The 22,036-nt window shown below is 61.6% G+C and carries 24 protein-coding genes and 1 other RNA gene; 8 read left to right on the top strand and 17 right to left on the bottom strand.

The window, feature by feature from the left end; all coding sequences use genetic code 11:
• Positions 1-23 precede the first annotated feature (23 nt).
• Both AC0L2P_RS19595 and AC0L2P_RS19590 read right to left on the bottom strand, forming a co-directional pair.
• Positions 24-773: a YebC/PmpR family DNA-binding transcriptional regulator gene (locus AC0L2P_RS19595; protein WP_023678028.1), complete on the bottom strand. Its 750-nt coding sequence runs from the start codon at positions 771-773 to the stop codon at positions 24-26.
• A 234-nt stretch (positions 774-1,007) separates the two neighbouring features.
• Positions 1,008-1,331, bottom strand: coding sequence for an ArsR/SmtB family transcription factor (locus AC0L2P_RS19590; RefSeq protein ID WP_473503124.1), 324 nt, complete (start codon positions 1,329-1,331; stop codon positions 1,008-1,010).
• A 51-nt stretch (positions 1,332-1,382) separates the two neighbouring features.
• Between AC0L2P_RS19590 and AC0L2P_RS19585 the strand changes: the two genes are divergently transcribed.
• The 3 genes from AC0L2P_RS19585 to AC0L2P_RS19575 are packed head-to-tail and all read left to right on the top strand — an operon-like array spanning position 1,383 to position 2,746.
• Positions 1,383-1,865: an SRPBCC domain-containing protein gene (locus AC0L2P_RS19585; protein WP_473503122.1), complete on the top strand. Its 483-nt coding sequence runs from the start codon at positions 1,383-1,385 to the stop codon at positions 1,863-1,865.
• 16 nt (positions 1,866-1,881) lie between these two features.
• A complete protein-coding gene (locus tag AC0L2P_RS19580; protein WP_473503120.1) occupies positions 1,882-2,244 on the top strand; it encodes a VOC family protein in 363 nt (120 codons plus the stop codon).
• Positions 2,245-2,275: 31 nt separating this feature from the next.
• The gene (locus AC0L2P_RS19575) at positions 2,276-2,746 is read left to right on the top strand and encodes an SRPBCC family protein (protein ID WP_473503118.1); all 471 of its coding nucleotides are present in this window, start codon (positions 2,276-2,278) and stop codon (positions 2,744-2,746) included.
• Positions 2,747-2,970: 224 nt separating this feature from the next.
• Here AC0L2P_RS19575 and AC0L2P_RS19570 read toward each other — a convergent pair whose 3' ends face one another.
• The 4 genes from AC0L2P_RS19570 to ssrS all read right to left on the bottom strand — a co-directional run bounded on the left by AC0L2P_RS19570 (position 2,971) and on the right by ssrS (position 5,534).
• Positions 2,971-3,735 carry a TerC family protein gene (locus AC0L2P_RS19570; RefSeq protein WP_473503116.1) on the bottom strand — a complete coding sequence of 255 codons (765 nt, stop codon included), beginning with the start codon at positions 3,733-3,735 and terminating at the stop codon, positions 2,971-2,973.
• Between the two features lie 70 nt (positions 3,736-3,805).
• Positions 3,806-4,630, bottom strand: coding sequence for a TIGR00282 family metallophosphoesterase (locus AC0L2P_RS19565; protein ID WP_473503114.1), 825 nt, complete (start codon positions 4,628-4,630; stop codon positions 3,806-3,808).
• A gap of 80 nt (positions 4,631-4,710) precedes the next feature.
• Entirely contained in the window at positions 4,711-5,298 is a 588-nt protein-coding gene (locus AC0L2P_RS19560) for a 5-formyltetrahydrofolate cyclo-ligase (RefSeq protein ID WP_473503112.1), read from the bottom strand.
• Between the two features lie 80 nt (positions 5,299-5,378).
• Positions 5,379-5,534, bottom strand: a non-coding RNA gene (gene ssrS, locus AC0L2P_RS19555) — 6S RNA.
• Between the two features lie 176 nt (positions 5,535-5,710).
• Between ssrS and AC0L2P_RS19550 the strand changes: the two genes are divergently transcribed.
• The 5 genes from AC0L2P_RS19550 (at position 5,711) to msrB (ending at position 9,631) form a co-directional block, all read left to right on the top strand.
• Positions 5,711-6,550: an AAA family ATPase gene (locus AC0L2P_RS19550; RefSeq protein ID WP_473503109.1), complete on the top strand. Its 840-nt coding sequence runs from the start codon at positions 5,711-5,713 to the stop codon at positions 6,548-6,550.
• 105 nt (positions 6,551-6,655) lie between these two features.
• Positions 6,656-7,102, top strand: coding sequence for a GNAT family N-acetyltransferase (locus AC0L2P_RS19545; protein WP_473503107.1), 447 nt, complete (start codon positions 6,656-6,658; stop codon positions 7,100-7,102).
• A gap of 8 nt (positions 7,103-7,110) precedes the next feature.
• Complete coding sequence (locus AC0L2P_RS19540; RefSeq protein WP_473503105.1) at positions 7,111-8,301, top strand: vWA domain-containing protein; 1,191 nt, start codon at positions 7,111-7,113, stop codon at positions 8,299-8,301.
• Positions 8,302-9,123 carry an MBL fold metallo-hydrolase gene (locus AC0L2P_RS19535; protein ID WP_473503103.1) on the top strand — a complete coding sequence of 274 codons (822 nt, stop codon included), beginning with the start codon at positions 8,302-8,304 and terminating at the stop codon, positions 9,121-9,123. It begins immediately after the preceding gene.
• Between the two features lie 103 nt (positions 9,124-9,226).
• On the top strand, positions 9,227-9,631 hold the full coding sequence (msrB, locus tag AC0L2P_RS19530) for a peptide-methionine (R)-S-oxide reductase MsrB (protein WP_473503101.1): 405 nt from the start codon (positions 9,227-9,229) through the stop codon (positions 9,629-9,631).
• Positions 9,632-9,634: 3 nt separating this feature from the next.
• Here the strand turns inward: msrB and AC0L2P_RS19525 are convergent, their stop codons facing one another.
• The 11 genes from AC0L2P_RS19525 to AC0L2P_RS19475 all read right to left on the bottom strand — a co-directional run bounded on the left by AC0L2P_RS19525 (position 9,635) and on the right by AC0L2P_RS19475 (position 22,024).
• Positions 9,635-9,949 (bottom strand): hypothetical protein, encoded by a 315-nt coding sequence (locus AC0L2P_RS19525; RefSeq protein WP_473503099.1) that lies wholly within the window; start codon positions 9,947-9,949, stop codon positions 9,635-9,637.
• 69 nt (positions 9,950-10,018) lie between these two features.
• Complete coding sequence (locus AC0L2P_RS19520) at positions 10,019-10,459, bottom strand: hypothetical protein (RefSeq protein WP_473503098.1); 441 nt, start codon at positions 10,457-10,459, stop codon at positions 10,019-10,021.
• Between the two features lie 50 nt (positions 10,460-10,509).
• Positions 10,510-10,770 carry a DUF2312 domain-containing protein gene (locus AC0L2P_RS19515; RefSeq protein WP_023719653.1) on the bottom strand — a complete coding sequence of 87 codons (261 nt, stop codon included), beginning with the start codon at positions 10,768-10,770 and terminating at the stop codon, positions 10,510-10,512.
• 160 nt (positions 10,771-10,930) lie between these two features.
• Positions 10,931-14,389, bottom strand: a complete 3,459-nt coding sequence (pyc, locus tag AC0L2P_RS19510; protein WP_473503097.1) for a pyruvate carboxylase — start codon at positions 14,387-14,389, stop codon at positions 10,931-10,933.
• Positions 14,390-14,623: 234 nt separating this feature from the next.
• Positions 14,624-15,754, bottom strand: coding sequence for a branched-chain amino acid ABC transporter substrate-binding protein (locus AC0L2P_RS19505; RefSeq protein ID WP_473503096.1), 1,131 nt, complete (start codon positions 15,752-15,754; stop codon positions 14,624-14,626).
• 138 nt (positions 15,755-15,892) lie between these two features.
• Positions 15,893-16,240 (bottom strand): DUF6867 family protein, encoded by a 348-nt coding sequence (locus AC0L2P_RS19500; protein ID WP_254816421.1) that lies wholly within the window; start codon positions 16,238-16,240, stop codon positions 15,893-15,895.
• Positions 16,241-16,258: 18 nt separating this feature from the next.
• Positions 16,259-16,987: an ABC transporter ATP-binding protein gene (locus AC0L2P_RS19495; RefSeq protein ID WP_473503095.1), complete on the bottom strand. Its 729-nt coding sequence runs from the start codon at positions 16,985-16,987 to the stop codon at positions 16,259-16,261.
• A complete protein-coding gene (locus tag AC0L2P_RS19490; protein WP_473503093.1) occupies positions 16,987-18,153 on the bottom strand; it encodes an ABC transporter ATP-binding protein in 1,167 nt (388 codons plus the stop codon). Before AC0L2P_RS19490 ends, AC0L2P_RS19495 begins: the two co-directional genes overlap by 1 nt.
• Entirely contained in the window at positions 18,153-19,781 is a 1,629-nt protein-coding gene (gene livM / locus AC0L2P_RS19485; protein ID WP_473503091.1) for a high-affinity branched-chain amino acid ABC transporter permease LivM, read from the bottom strand. Before livM ends, AC0L2P_RS19490 begins: the two co-directional genes overlap by 1 nt.
• A 4-nt stretch (positions 19,782-19,785) precedes the next feature.
• Entirely contained in the window at positions 19,786-20,688 is a 903-nt protein-coding gene (locus AC0L2P_RS19480; protein WP_023678052.1) for a branched-chain amino acid ABC transporter permease, read from the bottom strand.
• 334 nt (positions 20,689-21,022) lie between these two features.
• Positions 21,023-22,024 (bottom strand): 4-hydroxyproline epimerase, encoded by a 1,002-nt coding sequence (locus tag AC0L2P_RS19475; RefSeq protein ID WP_473503090.1) that lies wholly within the window; start codon positions 22,022-22,024, stop codon positions 21,023-21,025.
• Between the last annotated feature and the right edge of the window lie 12 nt (positions 22,025-22,036).

Raw genomic sequence — 22,036 nt, 5'->3', positions numbered from 1 at the left:
GATCGGTGCGCGGCGTTCTGAACTTACGCCGCGCTGAGCTTCGCCAAGGTCTCCTCGTCGACCTCGAAATTGGCGTAGACGCTCTGCACGTCGTCGTCATCCTCGAGCGTCGCGACCAGCTTCATCAGCGATTGTGCCCGCTCCTCGTCGACCGCGATATTGGTCTGCGGCTTCCAGATCGGCTTCACCGATTCAGCCTCGCCGAGCGCCCCTTCCAGCGCCTTCGACACTTCGCCGAGATTCTCGAAGGCGCAGTAGATCGTGTGGCCTTCCTCGTCCGACTGGACATCGTCGGCGCCAGCCTCGATCGCCGCGTCCATCACCTTCTCGGCGCTGCCGGCCGATGCCGGATAATAAATCTCGCCGACGCGGTCCCACATGAACGAAACCGAGCCGGTCTCGCCCATCGCCCCGCCGGCCTTGGTGAAGGCGGCGCGCACATTCGACGCCGAACGGTTGCGGTTATCGGTCAGCGCCTCGACGATCAGCGCGACGCCGCCCGGCCCGTAACCCTCGTAGCGCACGGCTTCGTAGGTCTCTGCATCGCCCATCGACGCCTTGTTGATGGCGCGCTGGATATTGTCCTTCGGCATCGACACCGCCTTGGCGTTCTGCACGGCAAGGCGCAGGCGCGGGTTCATCGATGGATCGGGCGTGCCGCTCTTGGCGGCGACGGTGATTTCGCGCGCCAGCTTGGAAAACATTTTCGACCGCACCGCATCCTGGCGGCCCTTGCGGTGCATGATGTTCTTGAACTGTGAATGGCCAGCCATGGCACCCCTGTCGTCTTCTCGGCTAGAGCATCTGCCGCCTGGTGAACAACCCGGCATCTTGCAAAATGCTCGAATTCAAAATTTCAGAACGTCCTGCTGCGTCCTGACGGACGGACGGCGCTCTCTGTCGGAATGGCCGGCTTATAGATAAATCGGCTCAATTCGTCCAGCCGCGCCATTGCCGCCGGCACGCAAGGGTTTTGAGACTCGAAAATCGGCAGGCCTCGGCACCTTTCATTCCTCAAGATCGGATTTCAGCCGGTCGAGGATGCTGACCGCATGCGTGGCATATTGGCTGATCCAGCGGTCGTGGATGTGCTTGATCGGCAGCGCGTTGAGATGGTTCCAGCGTTCGCGGCCCTCGCGCCGCGCCACGACCAGTTCGGCCTCCTCCAGCACCTTCAGATGCAGCATGACCGTGCAGCGGTCCATATCGGGAAAGGCGTCGCACAGCATGCCGGTGGTCTGCGGCGCGTCCTTCAGCCGGTCCAGCAATGCACGCCGGCGCGGATGCGCCAGCGCCTTGAAAACATTGTCGTCCTGCGATTGACTTGACATGTTATATTTCTATAACATATCCTTGAGCCATTCAAGCAAGGAGCTGTGGATATGTCTCTTGAATTCAGGGTTTCTGGCCGCATCGGCAAACCTATCACCGAAGTCTTCGATGCGGTCGTCAATCCGAAGAAACTTAGCGACTACTTCACCACGATCGGCGGCGCCAGCGCACCGCTGGTGGCTGGCGCCACCGTCATCTGGTGGGGCAAGGTTCCTGTCGAAATTGACAAGGTGGAAAAAGACAGCCGCATCGTGCTGCGCTGGGATGCCACCGACGCCGACGGCAAGCCCGCCTACAAGACCCGCATCGAGATGAATTTCGAACCGCTCGACGATGGCGGCACCTTCGTCACCATCGCCGAAACCGGCTGGCATGAGGACGCGGTCGGCCTGAAGAAGTCCTACCTCAATTGCGAGGGCTGGTCGCAGATGCTGGCCTGCATGAAGGCCTATGTCGAATACGGCATCAATCTGCGCGACGGCTATTACCGCAGCGAGATGAAGGGCGAGCCGGCCACCGAGAACAACATCTGAGAGCAATGGAGCAAAAATGACCGCGAAGATCACCGGCGGCATCAACATCGCCATGAAAGTCCCGCCGCATCAATACCAGGCGACGATCGCCTTTTATCGCGACGTCATCGGCCTGAAGCCATTCACGGCCAAGGCGCCGGCCGTCGGCTTTGAACTCGGTCCCAATCGGCTGTGGATCGACGAGGCGCCGATGATGAGCCAGGCCGAGATCTGGCTGGAACTGCTCACCGATGATTTTCCAGCCGCTGCGGAGCATCTCGCCAAAGCCGGTGTCGTGCGCTGCGACGCCATCGAGGCACTGGGCGAAGGCTTTCGCGGCGGCTGGATCACCAACCCGGCCAACATCATCCACCTCGTGCGCGAACCCGATGCCTGGTGAACAGGCGGCGGCGCCGTGAAAGGAGGACGCTATGGAGATCCGTGAAACACCGACCGCCGAAGCCGGCATGCTGATAAGGCGGGCGGTCGCCGACGTGTTCGAAGCCTTCGTCGATCCGGCGATCACGACAAAATTCTGGTTCACCCATGGCAGCGACAGGTTGGACAGCGGCAGGAAAATCAGTTGGGAATGGCGGATGTACGGCGTCTCGACAACGGTCAATGTCCGTGAAATCGTCGAAAACAAGAAGATCTTGGTGCAATGGAGCGATCCGCCGACCACGGTGGTGTGGACCTTTACCGAGATGCCCGGCGGCACGACCTTTGTCGAGGTCCGCAATTTCGGCTTTGCCGGCGGCCCCGATGAGCAGGTCAAGCAGGCGATCGACTCGACCGGCGGTTTTGCCCTGGTGCTCGCCGGCGCCAAGGCGTGGCTGGAGCAAGGCCTGACGCTCAACCTGATCGGCGACCGCCATCCGAAGGGCCAACACTCGTCATCCTAGGGCGGAGCAAGGAGCGAAGCGACGCGCGTAGACCCTAGGATCCATGGCGCGACGCCGACGTATCGCTGCGCCTCAGGATGAAACACCCAGAAGTCCGACGACTACCGTTAGCCGCTACTCAATTCTGCAACGCTGCATTCTTCGGTATGGGTAACGGCATGGATCCTAGGATCTGCGCTCCGCTTCGCGTCGCTCCGCCCTAGGATGACGAGGTGATGTAGACATCAGTGCCCACCGCCCTTTGCCTTCTTCCGGCGCCGCGCCAGCATGTTGAGCCCTTCGACCAGTGCCGAAAAACCCATGGCGGCGTAGATGTAGCCTTTCGGCACGTGGTAACCCATGCCGTCGGCGATCAGCGTCATGCCGATCATCAGCAGGAAGCCGAGCGCCAGCATGACGATGCTGGGGTTCTTGGCGATGAAATCGGCCAGCGGCCCGGCCGCCAGCATCATAACACTCACCGCCACGATCACCGCGATGTACATGATCGCGATCTCGTCGGTCATGCCCACCGCAGTGATGATCGAGTCGATCGAGAAGACGAGGTCGAGCAGCAGGATCTGGAAAATCGCGCCGGCTAGCGAAAGCTGCAGCGTCTCGCCTATCATCGTGTCCTGGTGATCGTCGAGATCGACCGTGTGGTGGATCTCCTTGGTCGCCTTCCAGACGAGGAACAGGCCGCCGGCGATCAGGATCAGGTCGCGCCATGAAAAGCCGTGGCCGAAGGCGGTGAATATCGGCGTCGTCAGTTGGACGATGATCGAGATGGTGGCCAGCAGGATCAGCCGCATCACCAGCGCGGCCGAGATGCCGAGCCGCCGGGCGCGGGCTCGCTGCGCTACCGGCAATTTGTTGGTCAAAATCGAGATGAAGATCAGATTGTCGATACCGAGCACGACCTCCAGCACGATCAGCGTCAGCAGCGCGACCCATGCCGTCGGGTCGGAGACAAAGGCGAAATGCGGCGCCAGGAATTCCACAAGCTGCATGGAGGTCGTCCCCTCTACGATCTAGAGCAGTTTCGCCGGCAATTGGGTATTGCAAACGTCGATATCAATGTCACGACCAGAAGGATGGGGCCGTTTCCTCCAGCCGCGGGCCGCGGCGAAACGGCGCGATCCGTTCGGTCAGGCCGCTGCGGTCGGAAATGTCGACGCCGACGCCGCACAATGTCGCCGGTCCGGTCGACGCCTCGAAGCGGCCTTTCGGCACTTTGGACAAGAACCGGTTGAGCGGCTCCTCCTTGTCCATGCCGAGCGAGGAATCGTAATCGCCGCACATGCCGGCATCGGAAATATAGCCGGTGCCACCATTGAGGATCTGGTGATCGCCGGTCGGCTGATGGGTATGGGTGCCGACAACAAGGCTGGCACGGCCGTCGACGAAATGGGCGAAGCACATTTTTTCCGAGGTCGCCTCGGCATGGAAATCGATGACGACCGCATCGGCCTGCTCGCCAAGCGGACAAGCGGCAAGTTCGCGCTCGCCGGCCTGGAACGGATCGTCGAGCTCGGGATGCATGAACACCCGGCCCATGATGTTGGCGACCAGCACGCGCGCGCCGTTCCTGGCGATGTAGACGCCTGAGCCGCGCCCCGGCGTTCCCTTGGGAAAATTGGACGGGCGCAGGAAGCGCTCTTCGCGCGGCGCGAAAATCAGCGCATCGCGCTGGTCCCAGACATGGTTGCCGGTCGTGACGACATCGGCGCCGGCCGAGATCGTCTCGCGAAAAATCTCCTCTGTGATGCCGAAGCCGCCGGCGGCGTTCTCGCCGTTGACAATGACGAAGTCGAGTTTGAAATCCGAGATCAGCCCGGGCAGTTGTTCCCACACCGCCGTACGTCCTGTCTTGCCGACCATGTCGCCGAGAAAGAGAAGTCTCATATAAGCGTGATCCCGAACCGAAGGTCAGCGAAGCAAAAGCTGCATGACTTTCGGAAAAGACCATGCGTCCAGGAACTTATCTACAATTTCGGCGCGAACCGGCGCAACCCGCTCTCGGTGAGTATTTCCGGAATGATCACGTCATGCGGCTCGTCCGGCACCAGGGCCACCTCCTGGCAATCGAAGGCAATGCCGATCAGCCGCGGCTGCTGCCCCTTGTCGGCCAGCCGCGCGATCGCCCGGTCGTAATAGCCGGCGCCGTAGCCGATGCGGTGGCCGCGCGCATCGAAAGCGGCAAGCGGCACCAGCATCATTTGGGGATCGAGCACCTCGGCTTCCTCATGCGGCCCGACGGTGCCAAAGCCCATGTCGATCATCGGCGCGCCGCGCACCAGCTCGCGAAAGACGATGGTGGTCTTGTCGAGGATGGCAGGCAGGCAGAGCCTTGCGCCCTTCTCGCGCAAGGCAAACATCAGTGGCCGGACGTCGACTTCCGAGCGCATCGGCCAGAAACCGGAGACGATCTGGCCCGGCTCGACCGTGATCCGGTCGCGCGCCGTCTCGGCCATTTCGAGTGCTGCCTCCACCCGCCAGAACGGATCGAGCGCATCGCGGCGCCCGAGGGCTTGGTTGCGGAGATTTTTTTTCAGGTCTTTTGGGGAGGTCATGGAGCCAGGATAGAAAAGTCGGATTTAGGACGAAGGTTCGGGAACGACGTTTTCTAGGCTTGGTCCACTGAAAATGCGAGTGACGATCCACACGACCGGTGGAGAGAGCGATCCCGGGAACCTACAAAGTAGGTGGGCGCCGTATGAGAAAACCCACGGGTCTTCCCAGGGACAGCTCCCTAGGGATCATTAAGGCCCCGGGGAAAATGTTCTCCTGCCGGGAAGCGCAGACCGTCCCCGCCAATATAGGCAGACGGCAGGCCAAGCGCCAGAGAGGCGACATGTTTCGACGCCTAATTCGACGCACAATCCGTCAACCAGGTCAGCGCCGGCAAAATCCCCGCTTCCCCAGCAGCGCCTTGCACAGCGAAGGCCGCATCCTTAGGGTCGCGCGATGAACCCGGGAGCAAAAATGCGTTTCGAAGGCACGGCAGCCTATGTTGCCGACAAGGATCTGATGGTGGCGGTCAACGCGGCGATCGCGCTTGAGCGGCCATTGCTCGTCAAGGGCGAGCCCGGCACCGGCAAGACCGAACTTGCCCGCCAGGTGGCGGCGGCGCTCGGCCTGGATCTGATCGAATGGCACGTCAAATCGACCACGCGGGCGCAGCAGGGTCTCTATGAATATGATGCCGTCTCGCGGCTGCGCGACAGCCAACTCGGCGACGAGCGCTTCAACGACATCCGCAATTACATCAAGCGCGGCAAGCTGTGGGACGCCTTTGCCGCCGGCAGGAAAGTCGTGCTTCTGATCGACGAGATCGACAAGGCCGATATCGAGTTCCCCAACGATCTGTTGCAGGAACTGGATCGGATGGAGTTCTTCGTCTACGAGACCGGCCGGATCATCCGCGCCACTGTCCGGCCGATCGTCATCATCACCTCCAACAACGAGAAGGAATTGCCGGACGCCTTCCTGCGCCGCTGCTTCTTCCACTACATCCGCTTTCCCGACGTCGAGACGCTGCACAAAATCGTCGACGTGCACTATCCCGGCATCAAGCAGAACCTGGTGCGCGCCGCACTCACGCAATTCTACGAGATCCGCGATGTGCCGGGCCTCAAGAAGAAGCCGTCGACCTCCGAGGCACTCGACTGGATACGCCTGCTGGTCGCCGACGACATCGCGCCGGAAAACCTGCGCGCCGACCCGAAGAATGCGCTGCCGAAACTGCATGGCGCGTTGCTGAAGAACGAACAGGACGTGCATCTGTTCGAGCGCCTGGCTTTCATGGCGAGACGGCAAGGGTGAGGGGCGGTCGACGAAGGCGCCGGACAGCACTTTCCCGTCGCTGGACCGTTGCCGCCAGCGAGGCGTGGAGGCAGCTTCGGGTTGCCGAGTTCAGAGGGAAATAAAATGACCGAGATCACCGTCCGCCCGCTTGCGCAATCCGACCATGCCGACTGGCGGCGTCTATGGACCGCCTACCTCACCTTCTACGAAACCAAGCTGCCGGAAGCGGTTTACGCCGTCACCTGGAAGCGGCTGTTCACGGCGGGCGAGTTCGAGCCAAAGGGTTTCCTCGCCACCCTCGACGGCAAGGCCGTCGGCCTGACGCACTATCTTTACCATCGCTCCTGCTGGTCGGAGGTAAACAACTGCTATCTGCAGGACCTGTTCGCCGACCCGGATGTGCGCGGCAAGGGCATCGGCGCCGCCCTGATCGAAGCGGTCAAGCAGGAAGCCGGCAAGATCGGTGTCAAGAACGTCTACTGGATGACGCACGAGACCAACACCACAGCGCGCAAGCTCTACGACCACGTGGCGCGCAGGACTGGCTTCATCGAGTACGATTTGATGTAGATGGTGAGATGTTCATCCCCTTCTTCCTCGAATTGAAGGCAGCGCGGGTTCCGGTCTCGCTCCGCGAATATCTGTCGCTGCTGGAGGGGTTGGAAGCCGGGCTGGTCGACTATGATGTCGAGGGCTTTTACTATCTCGCCCGCGCCGCGCTGGTGAAGGACGAGCGATACATCGATCGCTTCGACCAGGTCTTTTCGCACATCTTTGGAGGTGTCGAGGCACTGGCCGGCGAAGACCCGGTCGATGTCGCAAACATCCCGGAGGAGTGGCTGCGGAGGCTCGCCGAAAAGCACCTGACCGATGAGGAGAAGAGGCTGATCGAGGCGCTGGGCGGCTTCGAAAAGCTGATGGAAACACTGAGGAAACGGCTGGAGGAACAGAAGGGCCGGCATCAGGGCGGTTCGAAATGGATCGGGACCGCCGGCACCTCGCCCTTCGGCGCCTATGGCTACAATCCCGAAGGCGTGCGCATTGGCCAGCACGAAAGCCGCAACCGCCGCGCAATAAAAGTCTGGGACAAACGCGAGTTCAGGAATTTCGATGACGCCGTCGAACTCGGTACCCGCAACATCAAGGTCGCGCTGAAGCGCATGCGCCGCTGGGTGCGCGAAGGCGCCGAACAGGAATTCGACCTCCCCGGCACCATCCACGCCACCGCCGAGCACGGTTATCTTGACGTTAAGACACAACCCGAACGTCGCAACGCGGTCAAGCTGCTGATGTTCTTCGATGTCGGCGGCTCGATGGACGACCATATCAGGCGTGTCGAGGAGCTATTCTCGGCCGCCCGCGCCGAGTTCCGTCAGCTCGAATATTTCTACTTCCACAATTGCCTCTACGAAGGGGTGTGGAGGGACAATCGCCGCCGCCACGCCGAGGTGATTCCGACCTTCGATCTCCTGCATAAATATGGCCCCGACTACAAGGTGATCGTCGTCGGCGACGCCTCGATGAGCCCCTATGAGATCGCCCAACCCGGCGGCTCGGTCGAGCACTGGAACAAGGAGGCCGGCGCGATGTGGCTCGGCCGGATGCTGCAGCAATGGCCAAATGCCATTTGGCTCAATCCGGAAGACGAGAAGAACTGGGGCTATACCGATTCGATTGCCATGATCCGCGATATCTTTGGTGGCCGCATGTTTCCGCTGACGCTCGCCGGCCTCGAAGCCGCGACGAAGCAACTTTCAAGGAAGCACTGAATGGATCCACGCAAAACAGGACGGTCGACCTGTTTCCTTTGCCTGCAGTGTGGTGTCCAGTTCGCGGCGACAGCGGCGCCGCCGCGACATTGCCCGATCTGCGAGGACGAGCGGCAGTATGTGCGCTGGGAGGGCCAGGCCTGGACCACGCCGGAAGAGCTCGCCGCCGGCCATCGGGTCGTGATCAAGGATGATGCCGGCGTGCTCGCCTTCGGCATCGAGCCCCGCTTCGCCATCGGCCAGCGGGCGTTGCTGGCGCAAACGCCGCACGGCAATGTGCTATGGGACTGCATCTCGATGGTCAGCGACGAGGCGGTGGCCGAGATCAACCGCCGGGGCGGCCTGGCCGCGATCGCCATTTCGCACTGCCATTATTATTCGGCAATGGTCGAGTGGAGCGAGGCGTTTGGCGGCGTGCCGATTTATCTGCACGCCGATGATCGTCAGTGGATCATGCGGCCACATCCGGCGATCATCAGCTGGCAAGGCGAGACGCGCGCCATAAACCCGGCGCTGACACTCATCCGCTGCGGCGGCCACTTTGCCGGCGGCCAGGTGCTGCACTGGAAGCGCGACGGCGGCAATGCCATCCTGGCCGGCGACATCCTGCAGGTCACGCCGACGCGCCGTCATGTCAGCTTCATGTACAGCTATCCGAACTATATCCCGCTCAACGCGACGAAAGTGCTCGGCATCAAGGCTGCGCTGGAGCCTTTCGCGTTCGACCATATCTACGGCGCGTGGTGGAACCAGAACGTCATCGGAGATGCAAAGGCGGCATTTTCAACATCGGTCGCGCGCTATCTCGAGGCCATCGCCTGAGGAATTCTTTGCAGCAGGAATGGAAATACCGGCAAACGCCGTAACGAATGCCTATTTCAGGCGAAGTTGGGAAGGCAAATAGCGACGTAGCTAAGAGGAAAAAATGGACAGCCAAACCTACCCCGTTACCCGCACCGACGCCGAATGGCGCGCCCGGCTGACGCCCGAGCAATATGCGGTGATGCGCAACCACGGCACCGAGCGACCGGGAAGCTGCGCGCTGCTGCACGAGAAGCGCGCCGGCACCTTCTCCTGCGCCGGCTGCGACCAGCCCTTGTTTGAATCCAAGCTGAAATTCGAGAGCGGCACCGGTTGGCCGAGCTTCAACGACCCGGTTCCGGGCTCGGTCGAGACCACCGTCGACCGCAGCTACGGCATGGTCCGCACCGAGTGCCATTGCGCCCGCTGCGGCAGCCATCTCGGCCACGTCTTCGAGGACGGCCCGCCGCCGACCGGCCTGCGCTACTGCATCAACGGCGTGGCGCTCAAATTCGAGCCGGCCGCCTGATCGTCAGGCCACGACCACCAGGATCAGCCACAACGTGGCGCCAAGCGTCATCAGCGAGGGCTTGGCGCCTCTTGACTTTGCGGCAGTTCGCCAAACGGCAAAGGTCAGGAAGATATTGTAGGGCACTGGCACGAAATGCATTGCCAGCACCAGCGCAAGCGGCAGCTTCAGCCCGAGCAGAATGAGTGCCGCCACCGACGACGCGACATTGATCGCTGTGCCGACAACGACCAGGTCGCGCCAGAACAGCCGATCGAGCGGCACGCCGCCGAGCCAGCGCGAGCGGAAGAAAGCGGCAACGCGCGACATGATCGTCATCGATGACCGGCTCCCTCGCTGCTCACCAGAGCGATCCTTCCACAAGGATTGCGTCTGGAAATCCCTGCTTTATTCCTGACCCAGAACTTCGGCAATCGCGCGCTCGAAACGCGAGGCTTCCGTCACCAGCCAGTCGGTCATCGCCGGCCAATTGTCCTCGGCAAAACAATTGACCCGCCACATCGAATTGATGCCGAGGCCGGTGCAGCTTTGTTCTGGCCTGAGCTTCAGCCTGTCTTCGATGGCCGGCTGGAACGGCTTCAACCGCGACCAGGCTTGCGTGGCACCGAACTTCTCGTTGCGGCCGAAGAAGACGCCGACATGATTGTGCGCAGGCGCGACATACATTGAAATGACCAATGCGAAATCGGGCAGCCCACGCTGCCAGAACCACGGCCCGCGCCTCGCCAGCCGAGCCCTTTCATCCGGATGCCATTCCGCGAACAGCGTCCAGAAGCTGCGTTGGCGGAATTCAGAGGCGCGGCGGGCGCCAAAATCGAATTCGCTCATGTTCGAACCGTCGAGAGGCGCCGCAGCCGGCGCCCAAGGCTGTTACCGGCCTACACCATTCCTAGCGCGGCCTTGTACAGATCGAGAATGGATTCCTCTTCCTGCCGCTCGGCCTGGTCCTTCTTGCGCAGCCGGATGATCGACCGCATCGCCTTGGTGTCGAAGCCGGTGCCCTTGGCCTCTGCGAACACTTCCTTGATGTCGTCGGCAATTGTCTTCTTCTCTTCCTCGAGCCGCTCGATGCGCTCGATGAAGGCGCGCAGCTGGCCGGCGGCAACAGTCTGGCTGGTCTCGGTGATGTCGTCGGCCATAGTCTTCTCTCCGCGTCGTTTCTCGCCGCGACTCGGGGTGACCCGAGCGGCGAATTGCAGCGGTTCGATGCCCGACCGGGCGCGGCGGGTCAAGGTACTATCGATGCGGCATGGAGGGCTGCTGCCAGGCGCCGACGAGACGCTCTGACGCCGGCCTATTTCACCCGAACGCGATCAGCAGATCCTTGGCATCGATCTGGTCGCCGGCCTTGACCAGCACCTCGGCTATGGTGCCGTCGCGCTCGGCATGCAACGCCGTTTCCATCTTCATCGCTTCGATCGACAGCAGCACGTCGCCGGCCTTCACGGCCTGGCCGGCAGCGACCGCAAGCGCCGAGACGACGCCAGGCATCGGCGCGCCGACATGCGCCTCATTGCCCGGCTCCGCCTTGCGCCGTGCCTTGGCGGCGGACGCGCCATGCGCCCGGTCCGGCACCTTCACCCGGCGCGGCTGGCCGTTGAGCTCGAAGAACACGGTGACCATGCCCTTTTCGTCGACATCGCCCATGGCAAGGCAGCGCACCACCAGCGTCTTGCCTTTTTCGATGTCGACGAAAATCTCGTCTTCCGGCTTCATGCCGTAGAAATATGTCGGCGTCGGCAGCACGCTGACCGGCCCGTAGGTCTCCTGCGCGGCGGCAAAATCGGAAAACACCTTCGGATACATCAGCCACGACGCGAACTCGAAGTCACTGACCTTGCGCTCGAGCTTTTCCTCGACCTCCGTACGGCTGGCCTTGAGGTCGGCCGGTTTCAGCAGCGAACCCGGCCGCACCGTAATCGGCTTTTCGCTCTTCAGCACCTTCTTCTGCAATAGCTTTGGCCAGCCGCCCGGCGACTGGCCGAGATCGCCGCGCAACATCGACACCACCGAATCCGGAAAGGCGATGTCCCTCGCCGGATTCTCGACATGGGCGACGGTAAGGTCCTGGCTGACCATCATCAGCGCCATGTCGCCGACGACCTTGGATGACGGCGTCACCTTGACGATGTCGCCGAACATCAGATTGACGTCGTGATAGGTCTGCGCCACTTCGTGCCAGCGTGTCTCCAGCCCGAGCGAGCGCGCCTGTTCCTTGAGGTTGGTGAACTGCCCGCCCGGCATTTCGTGCAGATAGACCTCCGATGCGGGCCCTTTCAGGTCGCTTTCGAAGGCTGCATACTGGTTGCGCACCGCCTCCCAGTAGAACGAGATGTGCCTGATCCATTGCGGGTCGAGGCCCGGGTCACGCTCGGTGCCTTTCAGCGCCTCGACGATCGAACCCAGGCACGGCTGCGAGGTGTTGCCAGATAGCGAATCCATCGCCGCGTCGATGGCGTCGACACCGCTCTCCACCGCCGCCAGCACGGTTGCCGCCGACAGGCCGGATGTGTCGTGGGTGTGGAAGTGGATCGGCAGGTCTGTCGCCTCGCGCAGCGCCTTGAACAGCACGCGGGCCGCCGCCGGTTTCAAAAGCCCGGCCATGTCCTTGACGGCGATGATATGGGCGCCTGCCGCCTGCAATTCCCTGGCCAGGCCGACATAATACTTCAGATCGTATTTCGCCCGCGCCGGATCGAGTATGTCGCCGGTATAACAGATCGCCGCTTCGATCAGTCTGCCCTCGGCGCCGACCGCATCCATGGCGACGCGCATGTTGTCGACCCAGTTCAGGCAGTCGAAGACGCGGAACAGGTCGATACCGCCGGCAGCGGCCTGGCGGACGAAATGCTGGACGACGTTGTCGGGATAGTTGGTATAGCCAACGCCATTAGCGCCGCGCAGAAGCATCTGCAGAAGAAGGTTGGGTGCTGCCTCGCGCACCAGCGACAGCCGCTCCCACGGGTCTTCGGTGAGAAAGCGCATGGCGACGTCGAACGTGGCGCCGCCCCAGCATTCGAGCGACAAAAGCTGTGGCAGAGCACGCGCATAGGTGCCGGCGATTCCGGCGATGTCATAGGTGCGCACACGCGTCGCGAGCAAGGATTGATGCCCGTCGCGCATTGTCGTGTCGGTGACCAGCACCTCTTTTTGCTCGCGCATCCACGCCGCGAACTTCTCCGGCCCGAGCACGTCGAGCTTCTGCTTGCTGCCTTGAGGCACATTGCCGTTGAGATATGGCACCACTGGGGGCGCCGCATCGGCCTTTGGCCGCGGCCGGCCGCGCGTCTCGGGATGGCCGTTGACCGAAACGTCGGCAAGATAGTTGAGCAGCTTGGTCGCGCGGTCCTGCCGCTTAACGCTGGCGAACAGTTCCGGCGTCGTGTCGATGAACTTGGTGGTGTAAGAATTGTCGGCGAAGCTCGGGTGATTGATGATCGCCTCGAGGAAGGTGAGATTGGTCGCCACGCCGCGGATGCGGAATTCGCGCAGCGCCCGGTTCATACGGGCGATGGTCTCAGCCGGCGTCGGCGCCCACGCCGTTACCTTTTCCAGCAGCGGATCGTAGAAGCGGGTGATGACCGCGCCCGAATAGGCGGTGCCGCCATCAAGGCGGATACCGAAGCCGGTGGCGCCGCGATAGGCGGTGATGCGGCCGTAATCGGGGATGAAATTATGCTCGGGATCTTCCGTGGTGATGCGGCACTGCAGCGCGTGACCGTTGAGCCTGATGTCCTTTTGCGCCGGCACACCCGCTTCCGCCGTGCCGATGGCAAAGCCGTCGAGGATGTGGATCTGCGCCTTGACGATGTCGATACCGGTCACCTGTTCGGTGACGGTGTGCTCGACCTGGATACGCGGGTTGACCTCGATGAAATAGAATTTTCCGGTGTCGGCATCCTGCAGGAACTCGACCGTGCCGGCGCCGATATAGCTGGTTTCGCGCGCAATCCTCAGCGCGTAGCCGCAAAGCTCCTCGCGCTGTGACATTTCGAGGTAGGGCGCCGGCGCCCGCTCGACCACTTTCTGGTTGCGGCGCTGGATCGAACAATCGCGCTCGAACAGGTGCACGGCATTACCATGCGTGTCGCCCAGCACCTGCACCTCGACATGGCGGGCGCGCTCGATCAGCTTTTCGAGATAGACCTCGTCCTTGCCGAAAGCCGCCTTCGCCTCACGCTTGCCTTCCATCACCTCGCGGGCGAGATCGGCCTCGGAGCGGATGGCGCGCATGCCACGGCCGCCGCCGCCCCAGGACGCCTTGAGCATCACCGGGTAGCCGATCGTCTTGGCGAGTTCCCTTACCGCCGCCATGTCGTCCGGCAAGGGATCGGTCGCGGGAATTACCGGCACGCCGACTTCGATCGCCAAATTGCGCGCGGCGACCTTGTTGCCCAGCCGGCGCATCGTATCGGGCTTTGGTCCGATGAAGATGATGCCGGCCTTGGCGCAGGCCTCGGCGAATTCCGGGCTCTCCGACAGCAGCCCATAGCCCGGATGGATGGCGTCGGCGCCCGAAAGCCTGGCGACGCGGATAACCTCCTCGATCGACAGATAGCTTTCGATCGGCCCCATATCCCTGGCCAGATGCGGCCCGCGCCCGACCTGGTAGCTTTCGTCGGCCTTGAAGCGGTGCAGGGAGTATTTGTCCTCCTCGGCCCAGATCGCCACGGTTTTGAGACCGAGCTCATTGGCCGCGCGGAAGACGCGGATGGCTATTTCGGAGCGGTTGGCGACAAGGATCTTCGAGATTGCCAAGGACAAGGCTCCGGACGCGGGGAAGGGAACTGTCGGACATGATTAGCGCGAAAATGCTGCAGTGCAAACGAAATCGAAAAGAGAGATTAAACCGATTTAGTTTGATCTATCGCGTTAACACATTGCGTGCGCCGGGCCGGACAACGGCTGTCAGTCCCGATCCAGGCTTTCGGGAAACTCCCATAGAAAATGCCCGGCGCGAGGCGCCGGGCATTTTCATGTAGCAACGTCCGGTTATTTGCCGGGTTCGTTCTCGACATAGGTGTACTTGCCGTCGTCACCCTTCTTCCAGGTGTACATGACGTAGTCCGGACGGGTGATGTCGCCCTTCGCGTCGTAGCCGATCTCGCCGATCGCGGTCTTCCAGGGGCCGGCCGACTTGATGGTCTCGGCTACCTTCTGAGCGTCGTCTGCTGATCCGGTCTTGGTGATGGCGGCCGCGATGATTTCCATCGCCGCGTAGGAGTAGAGGGTATAGGCCTCAGGCTCGAAGCCGGCCGCGCGGAACTTCTCGACGAGTTCCTTGGCGTTCGGATTCTTGCGCGGATCCGGAGCGAACGTCATCAGCGTGCCCTCGACGGCGTCGCCGGCGATGGAGGCCAACTCGTTCGAGACGATGCCGTCGCCGGACATGAAGGTCGCCTTGAGGCCCTGGTCGGCGAGCTGGCGTATGATCAGGCCGGCTTCGGTGTGCAGGCCGCCATAGTAGACGACCGTGACGCCCGCGTCCTTCATCTTGGCGATGAGGGCCGAGAAATCCTTGTCGCCGACATTGATGCCTTCATACATGGCCTCGGTCACGCCGTTGGCTGCGAGCGCCTTCTTGGTTTCGTCAGCGAGGCCCTGGCCATAAGGCGTCTTGTCATGGATGACAGCGATCTTGGCATCCTTGAAGTTCGCGGCGAGATAGTCGCCGGCGACCTTGCCCTGCTGATCGTCGCGTCCGCAGGTGCGGAAGGTGTTCCACATGCCACGTTCGGTGAGCTTCGGATTGGTCGCGGCCGGCGTGATCTCAAGGATGCCGTTCTCGGCGTAGACTTCCGAGGCCGGAATCGAGACGCCGGAGTTGAAGTGGCCGTCGACGTACTTGACGCCGTCGGCGACGAACTTGTTGGCGACCGAGATGCCTTGCTTGGGATCGGAGACGTCGTCGCCTACTTCAAGCTTGAGCTGCTGGCCAAGAATGCCGCCTGCCGCATTGATATCGGCGACCGCCTGTTCGGCACCCTTCTGAAGCTGGGCACCGAATGCTGCATTCGGACCGGTGATCGGACCGGCAACGCCGATCATGATGTCAGCCCACGCGTTGCCGCTGAACGCGACAAGCGCGGTCAGGGCGACGGCGGACAAAAGTGACTTTTTCATTGAAACGCTCCCATTTACCGAGTGGGCGTGAATGTTGCTTTCATGCGATGCCCACTCTTACTCGCAGAAAGAGTACTTTGCCGATTTTCAGGCACTTGTCACGCCGATTCATCCCTGAAACGCCGTTAATGATAAATGTCAACCTTTTGGTTTCCAGCTCAAAAGAGAGGCTCTCTCGTAAAGCCAATTATACTGCGTTACCATCTGGTTGGTGCGCGTGTATTGGTAGCCGATGAAGCCCAATATCATCAGCACGATGGTATCGACCACGTAGTAATGCAGCGAAAACATCGTTCCGCCGAACAGCGCATGATGGATGAATCTTACGCCGATGCCGAGCCCGAGCATATAGGCGAATAGCTGGGCGAAGCTGCGCCATGTCTGGGCACACGCCTTGCCCGTCATCCAGGCCGCCCAGCCACCGAGCAGGCAGGTGACGAAGAAGAACTGCCAGATCGAGGGTTCCTCATAAAGAATGCCCTGCATGATTGAAGACTCCTGAACTCAGTGATGGCCGCCCTCAAGATAGGCGGCGCGCACTTCCGGATTGGCGAGCAGTTCCTTGCCGGTGCCGCTCATCGTCACATTGCCGTTGACCATGACATAGCCGCGCGTGGCGAGCTTCAGTGCGCCGAAAGCGTTCTGCTCGACCAGGAACACGGTCAGTCCCTGCGTGCGGTTCAGCTCGCGAATCGCGTCGAAGATCTGCTTGACGATCAGCGGCGCCAAGCCTAGCGACGGCTCATCCAGCAAGAGCAGCTTCGGCCGCGCCATCAGCGCGCGGCCGATCGACAGCATCTGCTGTTCGCCGCCCGAAAGCGTGCCGCCGCGCTGGCCGACGCGTTCCTTGAGCCGCGGGAACAGGGTGAAGACCTTTTCGACGTCCTGGTCGTAATGCTTGAGACCGTCGAGGCTGGCGCCCATCTGCAGGTTTTCCATCACTGTCATGCGCGGAAAGATGCGCCGGCCCTCCGGCGACTGGGCGATGCGCATGCGCGCGATCTCGTGGGTCGGCATCTGGGTGATATCGGTGCCGGCGAAAGTGATAGTGCCGGCACGAGCGCGCGGAGCACCGAAGATGGTCATCATTAGTGTCGACTTGCCGGCGCCGTTGGCGCCGATCAGCGCCACGATCTCACCCTGCCTGACGGTGACGTCGACGCCGTTCAGCGCTCTGATGTTGCCGTAGTAGGTCTGGACGCCCTTGATATCGAGCAGCGTTGTGCCGGTCATTATTTCCGCCCTCCACGCCGATTAGAGGTGCCGGGAGTTTTCGACTTCACCGGAGCCTTGGAGGCCGGCTTTGCAGTGGAAGATTTTGCGGCAGAAGATTTCGCGGCCGATTTGGCTTTGGCCGCCGATCCGGACTTTGCCGCGGCACTCGACCTTGCATCGATCTGCCCAGCTTTCGAAGCGCCCTTTGACACGGTGACATGTTCGCCCTCACTATGGCCGACCGTATCGACCACCGGTCCGGCGAGATAGGAAGACGATGTGCCTGGGCCGTGCGCGGAATCGGGACCGGTGTCCAGTTGCTCGATGACGTCTTCGTCACCGACCTCGGTCAGCACCGTCTCGACGTCCTCGTCTTCGACACCCAGATAGGCGGCGATGACGCGCGGGTCGGTCCGTACCGATTGCGGGTTGCCGTCGGAGATCTTGCGGCCATATTCGAGCACGACGACATGGTCTGAAATCTGCATCACCACCGCCATGTCGTGCTCGATCAACAGAATCGACGTGCCGGTGTTGTCCTTTATGTCCATCAGCAGCGCATTGAGCGCCGCCGATTCCTTCGGATTAAGGCCGGCAGCCGGCTCGTCGAGGCACAGAAGCTCAGGGCCGGTACACATGGCGCGAGCAATTTCGAGCCGTCGCTGCGCGCCATATGGCAGATCGCCGGCAGGATCGTCGGCGCGGTCGACGAGATCGGCCTTCTCCAGCCAGTGCTCGGCCAGTTCAACCGATTCCGCCGAAGCCCGTCTGTATCCGCTATAGCCGAACAGGCCGAGAATGGTATAGCCGGACGCCTTCATCAGCTTATTGTGCTGGGCGACCAGAAGGTTCTCCAGCAGCGTCATGCCCGAGAACAGGCGGATGTTCTGGAAGGTGCGCGCCACCTTGGCACGCGCCGGGATCTCATGGTTCGGCAAGCGTTCGAGCAGGAAAGTCGAGCCGTCGTGCCGGTTGAGCGTGATCATGCCTTCCGACGGCTTGTAGAAACCGGTGATGCAATTGAACACGGTGGTCTTGCCGGCGCCGTTGGGACCGATCAGCGCGGTGATCTCGCCGCGCTTGGCCTGGAAGGAGAGATCGCCGATGGCGACGAGCCCACCGAATTTCATCGACAAATGCTCGACCTGCAGGATGGCATCGTTCACGGATGGGCTCGCGTTCATCAGCCGTGTCCCTCCTTGGTGAAGGACCCGGACACCGCCCGGCGCACCTTCAGGAAGGCTGTCGGCTCGCGGCTGCCAACGAAGCCACGCGGCTTCCACAGCATGACGATTACCATGGCCATGCCGAACAACAGCATGCGATAAAGCTCCGGCGTGAAGTCGGGGCCGAACCCGGGTATGACCTTGATGTTGCCCCAACTCAGACCGGTCTTGAGGAAATCCAGTTCGCGCAGGATTTCGGTGCCGCCGATCATCACCATGGCGGCGACGGCAATGCCGACCAGCGAGCCCATGCCGCCAAGCACGACGATGGCAAGGATGATCGCCGATTCCAGGAAGACGAAGGATTCCGGGCTGACGAAGCCTTGGCGCGCGGCGAAGAACGAGCCGGCGAAGCCGCCGAACATCGCGCCCGTGGCAAAGGCCGTGAGCTTGGTGGTGGTGGTGTTGATGCCGAGCGAGCGGCAGGCGATCTCGTCCTCGCGCAGCGCTTCCCAGGCGCGGCCGACCGGCAGGCGCCTGAGCCTCACCGTGACGAAGGCGGTCAGCAGGCAGAGTCCAAGGATCAGGTAGTAGAGAAAGATCTTGTAATAGGCGCCGGACTGCGCGATGCCGAGCACCTTGGAGATGTAGTTCGGGTCGGAGACGTTGAACGACATCAGGCCGAAGAACGAGACCTTCGGGATACCGGAAATCCCGGCCGAGCCGTTGGTCACTTCGCGCCAGTTGATGATCACCAGCCTTATGATCTCGCCGAAAGCGAGCGTCACGATCGCCAGATAGTCACCGCGCAGGCGCAGCACAGGGAAGCCCAGCATCACGCCCCAGAATGCGGCCATCAGGCCGGCGGCGGGCAGCAGGATCCAGAAGGAAAGGCCGTAATGCGTGCCGAGCAGCGCATAGGCATAGGCACCGACGGCGTAGAAGGCGACATAGCCGAGGTCGAGCAGGCCGGCCAAGCCAATAACGATATTCAACCCCCAGGCCAGCATCACGTAGATCAGGATCTGGATGCCGAAATTGTCGACATACTTCAGCGAACCCTGGAAACCGACCGCCATGGACCCGGCGTATAGTGCCAGCACCAACACCACGACGATCGGGTAGAGCGCCAGTGCGGTTATGCCCAATGCCGAGAAATGGGCATGAATGAAGGCCCGGAAACGATAAATCAGCCAGGCCAGCGCATAGATGATTGCAAGCGCTCGCAGGAACCGCACAAAATCGGAAAGTTCCGGCCCTAAGGCCTCGGTCAGGAAGCCGCTGAGCGCCAGCAGAATAACGGCAACGGCGACCGCCACGATGAACGCGGGAAGGCGGAAGAATCGCGAAGCCAGGCTGACCGGCAGCAGACCGGTCGCGACGTCGGCGATCTTCTGGTTCGCCAGGAAGGGTTGGCCATAGGCGACGTAAAGGAAGCGTCCGGCCATGGTGGCGATCACGACGCCGGCGAGCAAGCCCCAGCGCTGCACCAGGATCAGTTCGTTGGAGATGTTCTGGTCGGTCTTCAGGCCGATGAACAGCACGAACAGACCGAGCGAGATGGCGCCGGCATAGAGCGCTTCGCGAAAAGCGCGCTGGACCGGGGTGGCGACGACGGTGCTTTCCGGAGACACGGTAACCGCCATGATCTCAGACCTTTTCGACTTCTGGCCGGCCGAGAATGCCGGAAGGCAGGAAAATCAGCACGATCGCCAGGATGGAGAAGGCGGCGACGTCCTTGTAATCGATCGAGAAATAAGCCGACCACATGCTTTCGATGAAGCCAATCATCAGCCCGCCGAGCACGGCGCCGGGCAATGAGCCGATGCCGCCTAGCACGGCGGCAGTAAATGCCTTCACACCGGGCGTAAAGCCGTCGGAAAACACCACCACACCGTAGTACATCAGGAACAACGTGCCGGCGACGGCGGCAAGGGCGGCGCCCATGATGAAGGTGATCGAGATGGTGCGGTCGACGTCGATGCCAAGCAGCGCCGCCATCTTGCGGTCCTGCTCGCAGGCGCGCTGCGCCCGGCCGAGCGAGGTCTTGTTGACCAGGTACCAGAACAGCGCCAGCAGGACTATGGTGACCAGGACGATGATGATCTGCTTCAGCGAGACGCTGATGCCTTCGATATTGTAGACCTTGGACACCATTGGCGGGACCGGCTTGTTGCGCGGCCCTTGCGTCACCTGGACGAAATTGGACAGCGCAATCGACATGCCAATCGCGGTGATCAGCGGCGCCAGCCGGAATGAACCGCGCAAAGGCCGGTAGGCCACCTTCTCGATCGTCCAATTATACAGGCTGGTCAGCAGCATCGCGACGATCATCATGATCAGCAGCGCGACGACGATCGGCAACGAATAGAACAACGCACCGAGGATAAGGAAAACGATGAGCGCGGTGAATGCGCCGATCATGAAAATGTCGCCATGGGCGAAATTGATCATGCCGATGATGCCGTAGACCATCGTATAGCCGATCGCTATCAGCCCATAGATCGATCCCAGCGTCAGCCCATTGATAAGCTGCTGGACAAAATACTGCATGCTGTCGTGGCTCCCCTGGAATGTCGCCCATGCAGACGCATTCCTTTTCGTATTTCCCCTAGTCGTAAAGTTTCGAGCCCGGATTGCAACGTGATTTTTCGATCATTATGCGTGTTTTCGCCGCACGCCATCCGATTGCCCGTTTTGTTCCCGTCCGGCCCCTGGACCATCGCGGACCCTATCATTGGCCTAACGCAATGTCTTTGACGATTCAATCGCAGCATGCGCCTCATTTCGAAGAAATCGTCGTCAAAATAAGTTGATGAGCGGGATCGTTGCGCCGTCCAAGCAATCCGTTTGCGCTCTCTTTCTTTCCCTCGCGTTAGCGTTTTCTTTATTTGACGACGAAGCCGTGCGCGAACGGATCGCGGTCGTCGATGAAGATCGTGTTCAATCCGGTCATCCGCGCCCAGCCGCCGATCGACGGGATGATTGCCGGCTTGCCGGCGACGGTGACCTGTTTCTCCACTCTGCCCTTGAACAGCGACCCGATGATCGATTCGTGGACGAAGTCGTCGCCGGCCCTGAGCTTGCCCTTGGCGTGAAGCTGCGCCATCCGCGCCGAGGTGCCGGTGCCGCAGGGCGACCGGTCGATTGCCTTGTCGCCGTAGAAGACGGCGTTGCGGGCATCGGCTTGCGGGTTGGTCGGCGCGCCGGTCCACAGCACGTGCGACAGCTTGTTGATGCCGGAATTCTCCGGATGCACGAAGGAATATTTCTCGTTGAGCCGCTGCCGCACCACCGGGCTCCAGGCGATCAGATCGCCCGCCGAATGGTCGGCCATGTCGCGATAGTTCTTTTGCGGTTCGACGATGGCGTAGAAATTGCCGCCATAGGCGACATCGACGCTGATCTCGCCGAGCCCGGGGCATTCGACCGTCAGCCCTTCGGCATAGAGGAAGGACGGCACATTGGTGATGCGCACCTCCTCGACATAGTCGCCGACCTGGTTGTACTCGGCGACGACCACGCCCGCCGGCGTATCCAGCCTGAGCACGCCCGGCGTCTTCGGCTTGATCAGCCCATGCTCGACGGCAAAAGTCACCGTGCCGATGGTGCCATGGCCGCACATCGGTAGACAGCCCGAGGTTTCGATGAACAGGATGGCGATGTCGCAATCCTCGCGCGTCGGCGGATAGAGGATCGAGCCGGACATCACGTCATGGCCGCGCGGCTCGAACATCAGCCCGGTGCGGATCCAGTCATATTCGGCCAGGAAATGCGCTCGCCGCTCCATCATCGTCGAGCCCTTGAGCAAAGGCCCACCGCCGGCGACCAGCCGCACCGGATTGCCGCAGGTGTGGCCGTCTATGCAGAAGAAGGAATTCTTGGCCATGCCGGCTCCCAA

It is taken from the genome of Mesorhizobium sp. WSM4836 (assembly GCF_055811815.1).
The sequence above is the reverse complement of the archived record's forward strand: the minus strand, read 5'-3'. Positions and strand labels throughout refer to the sequence as shown.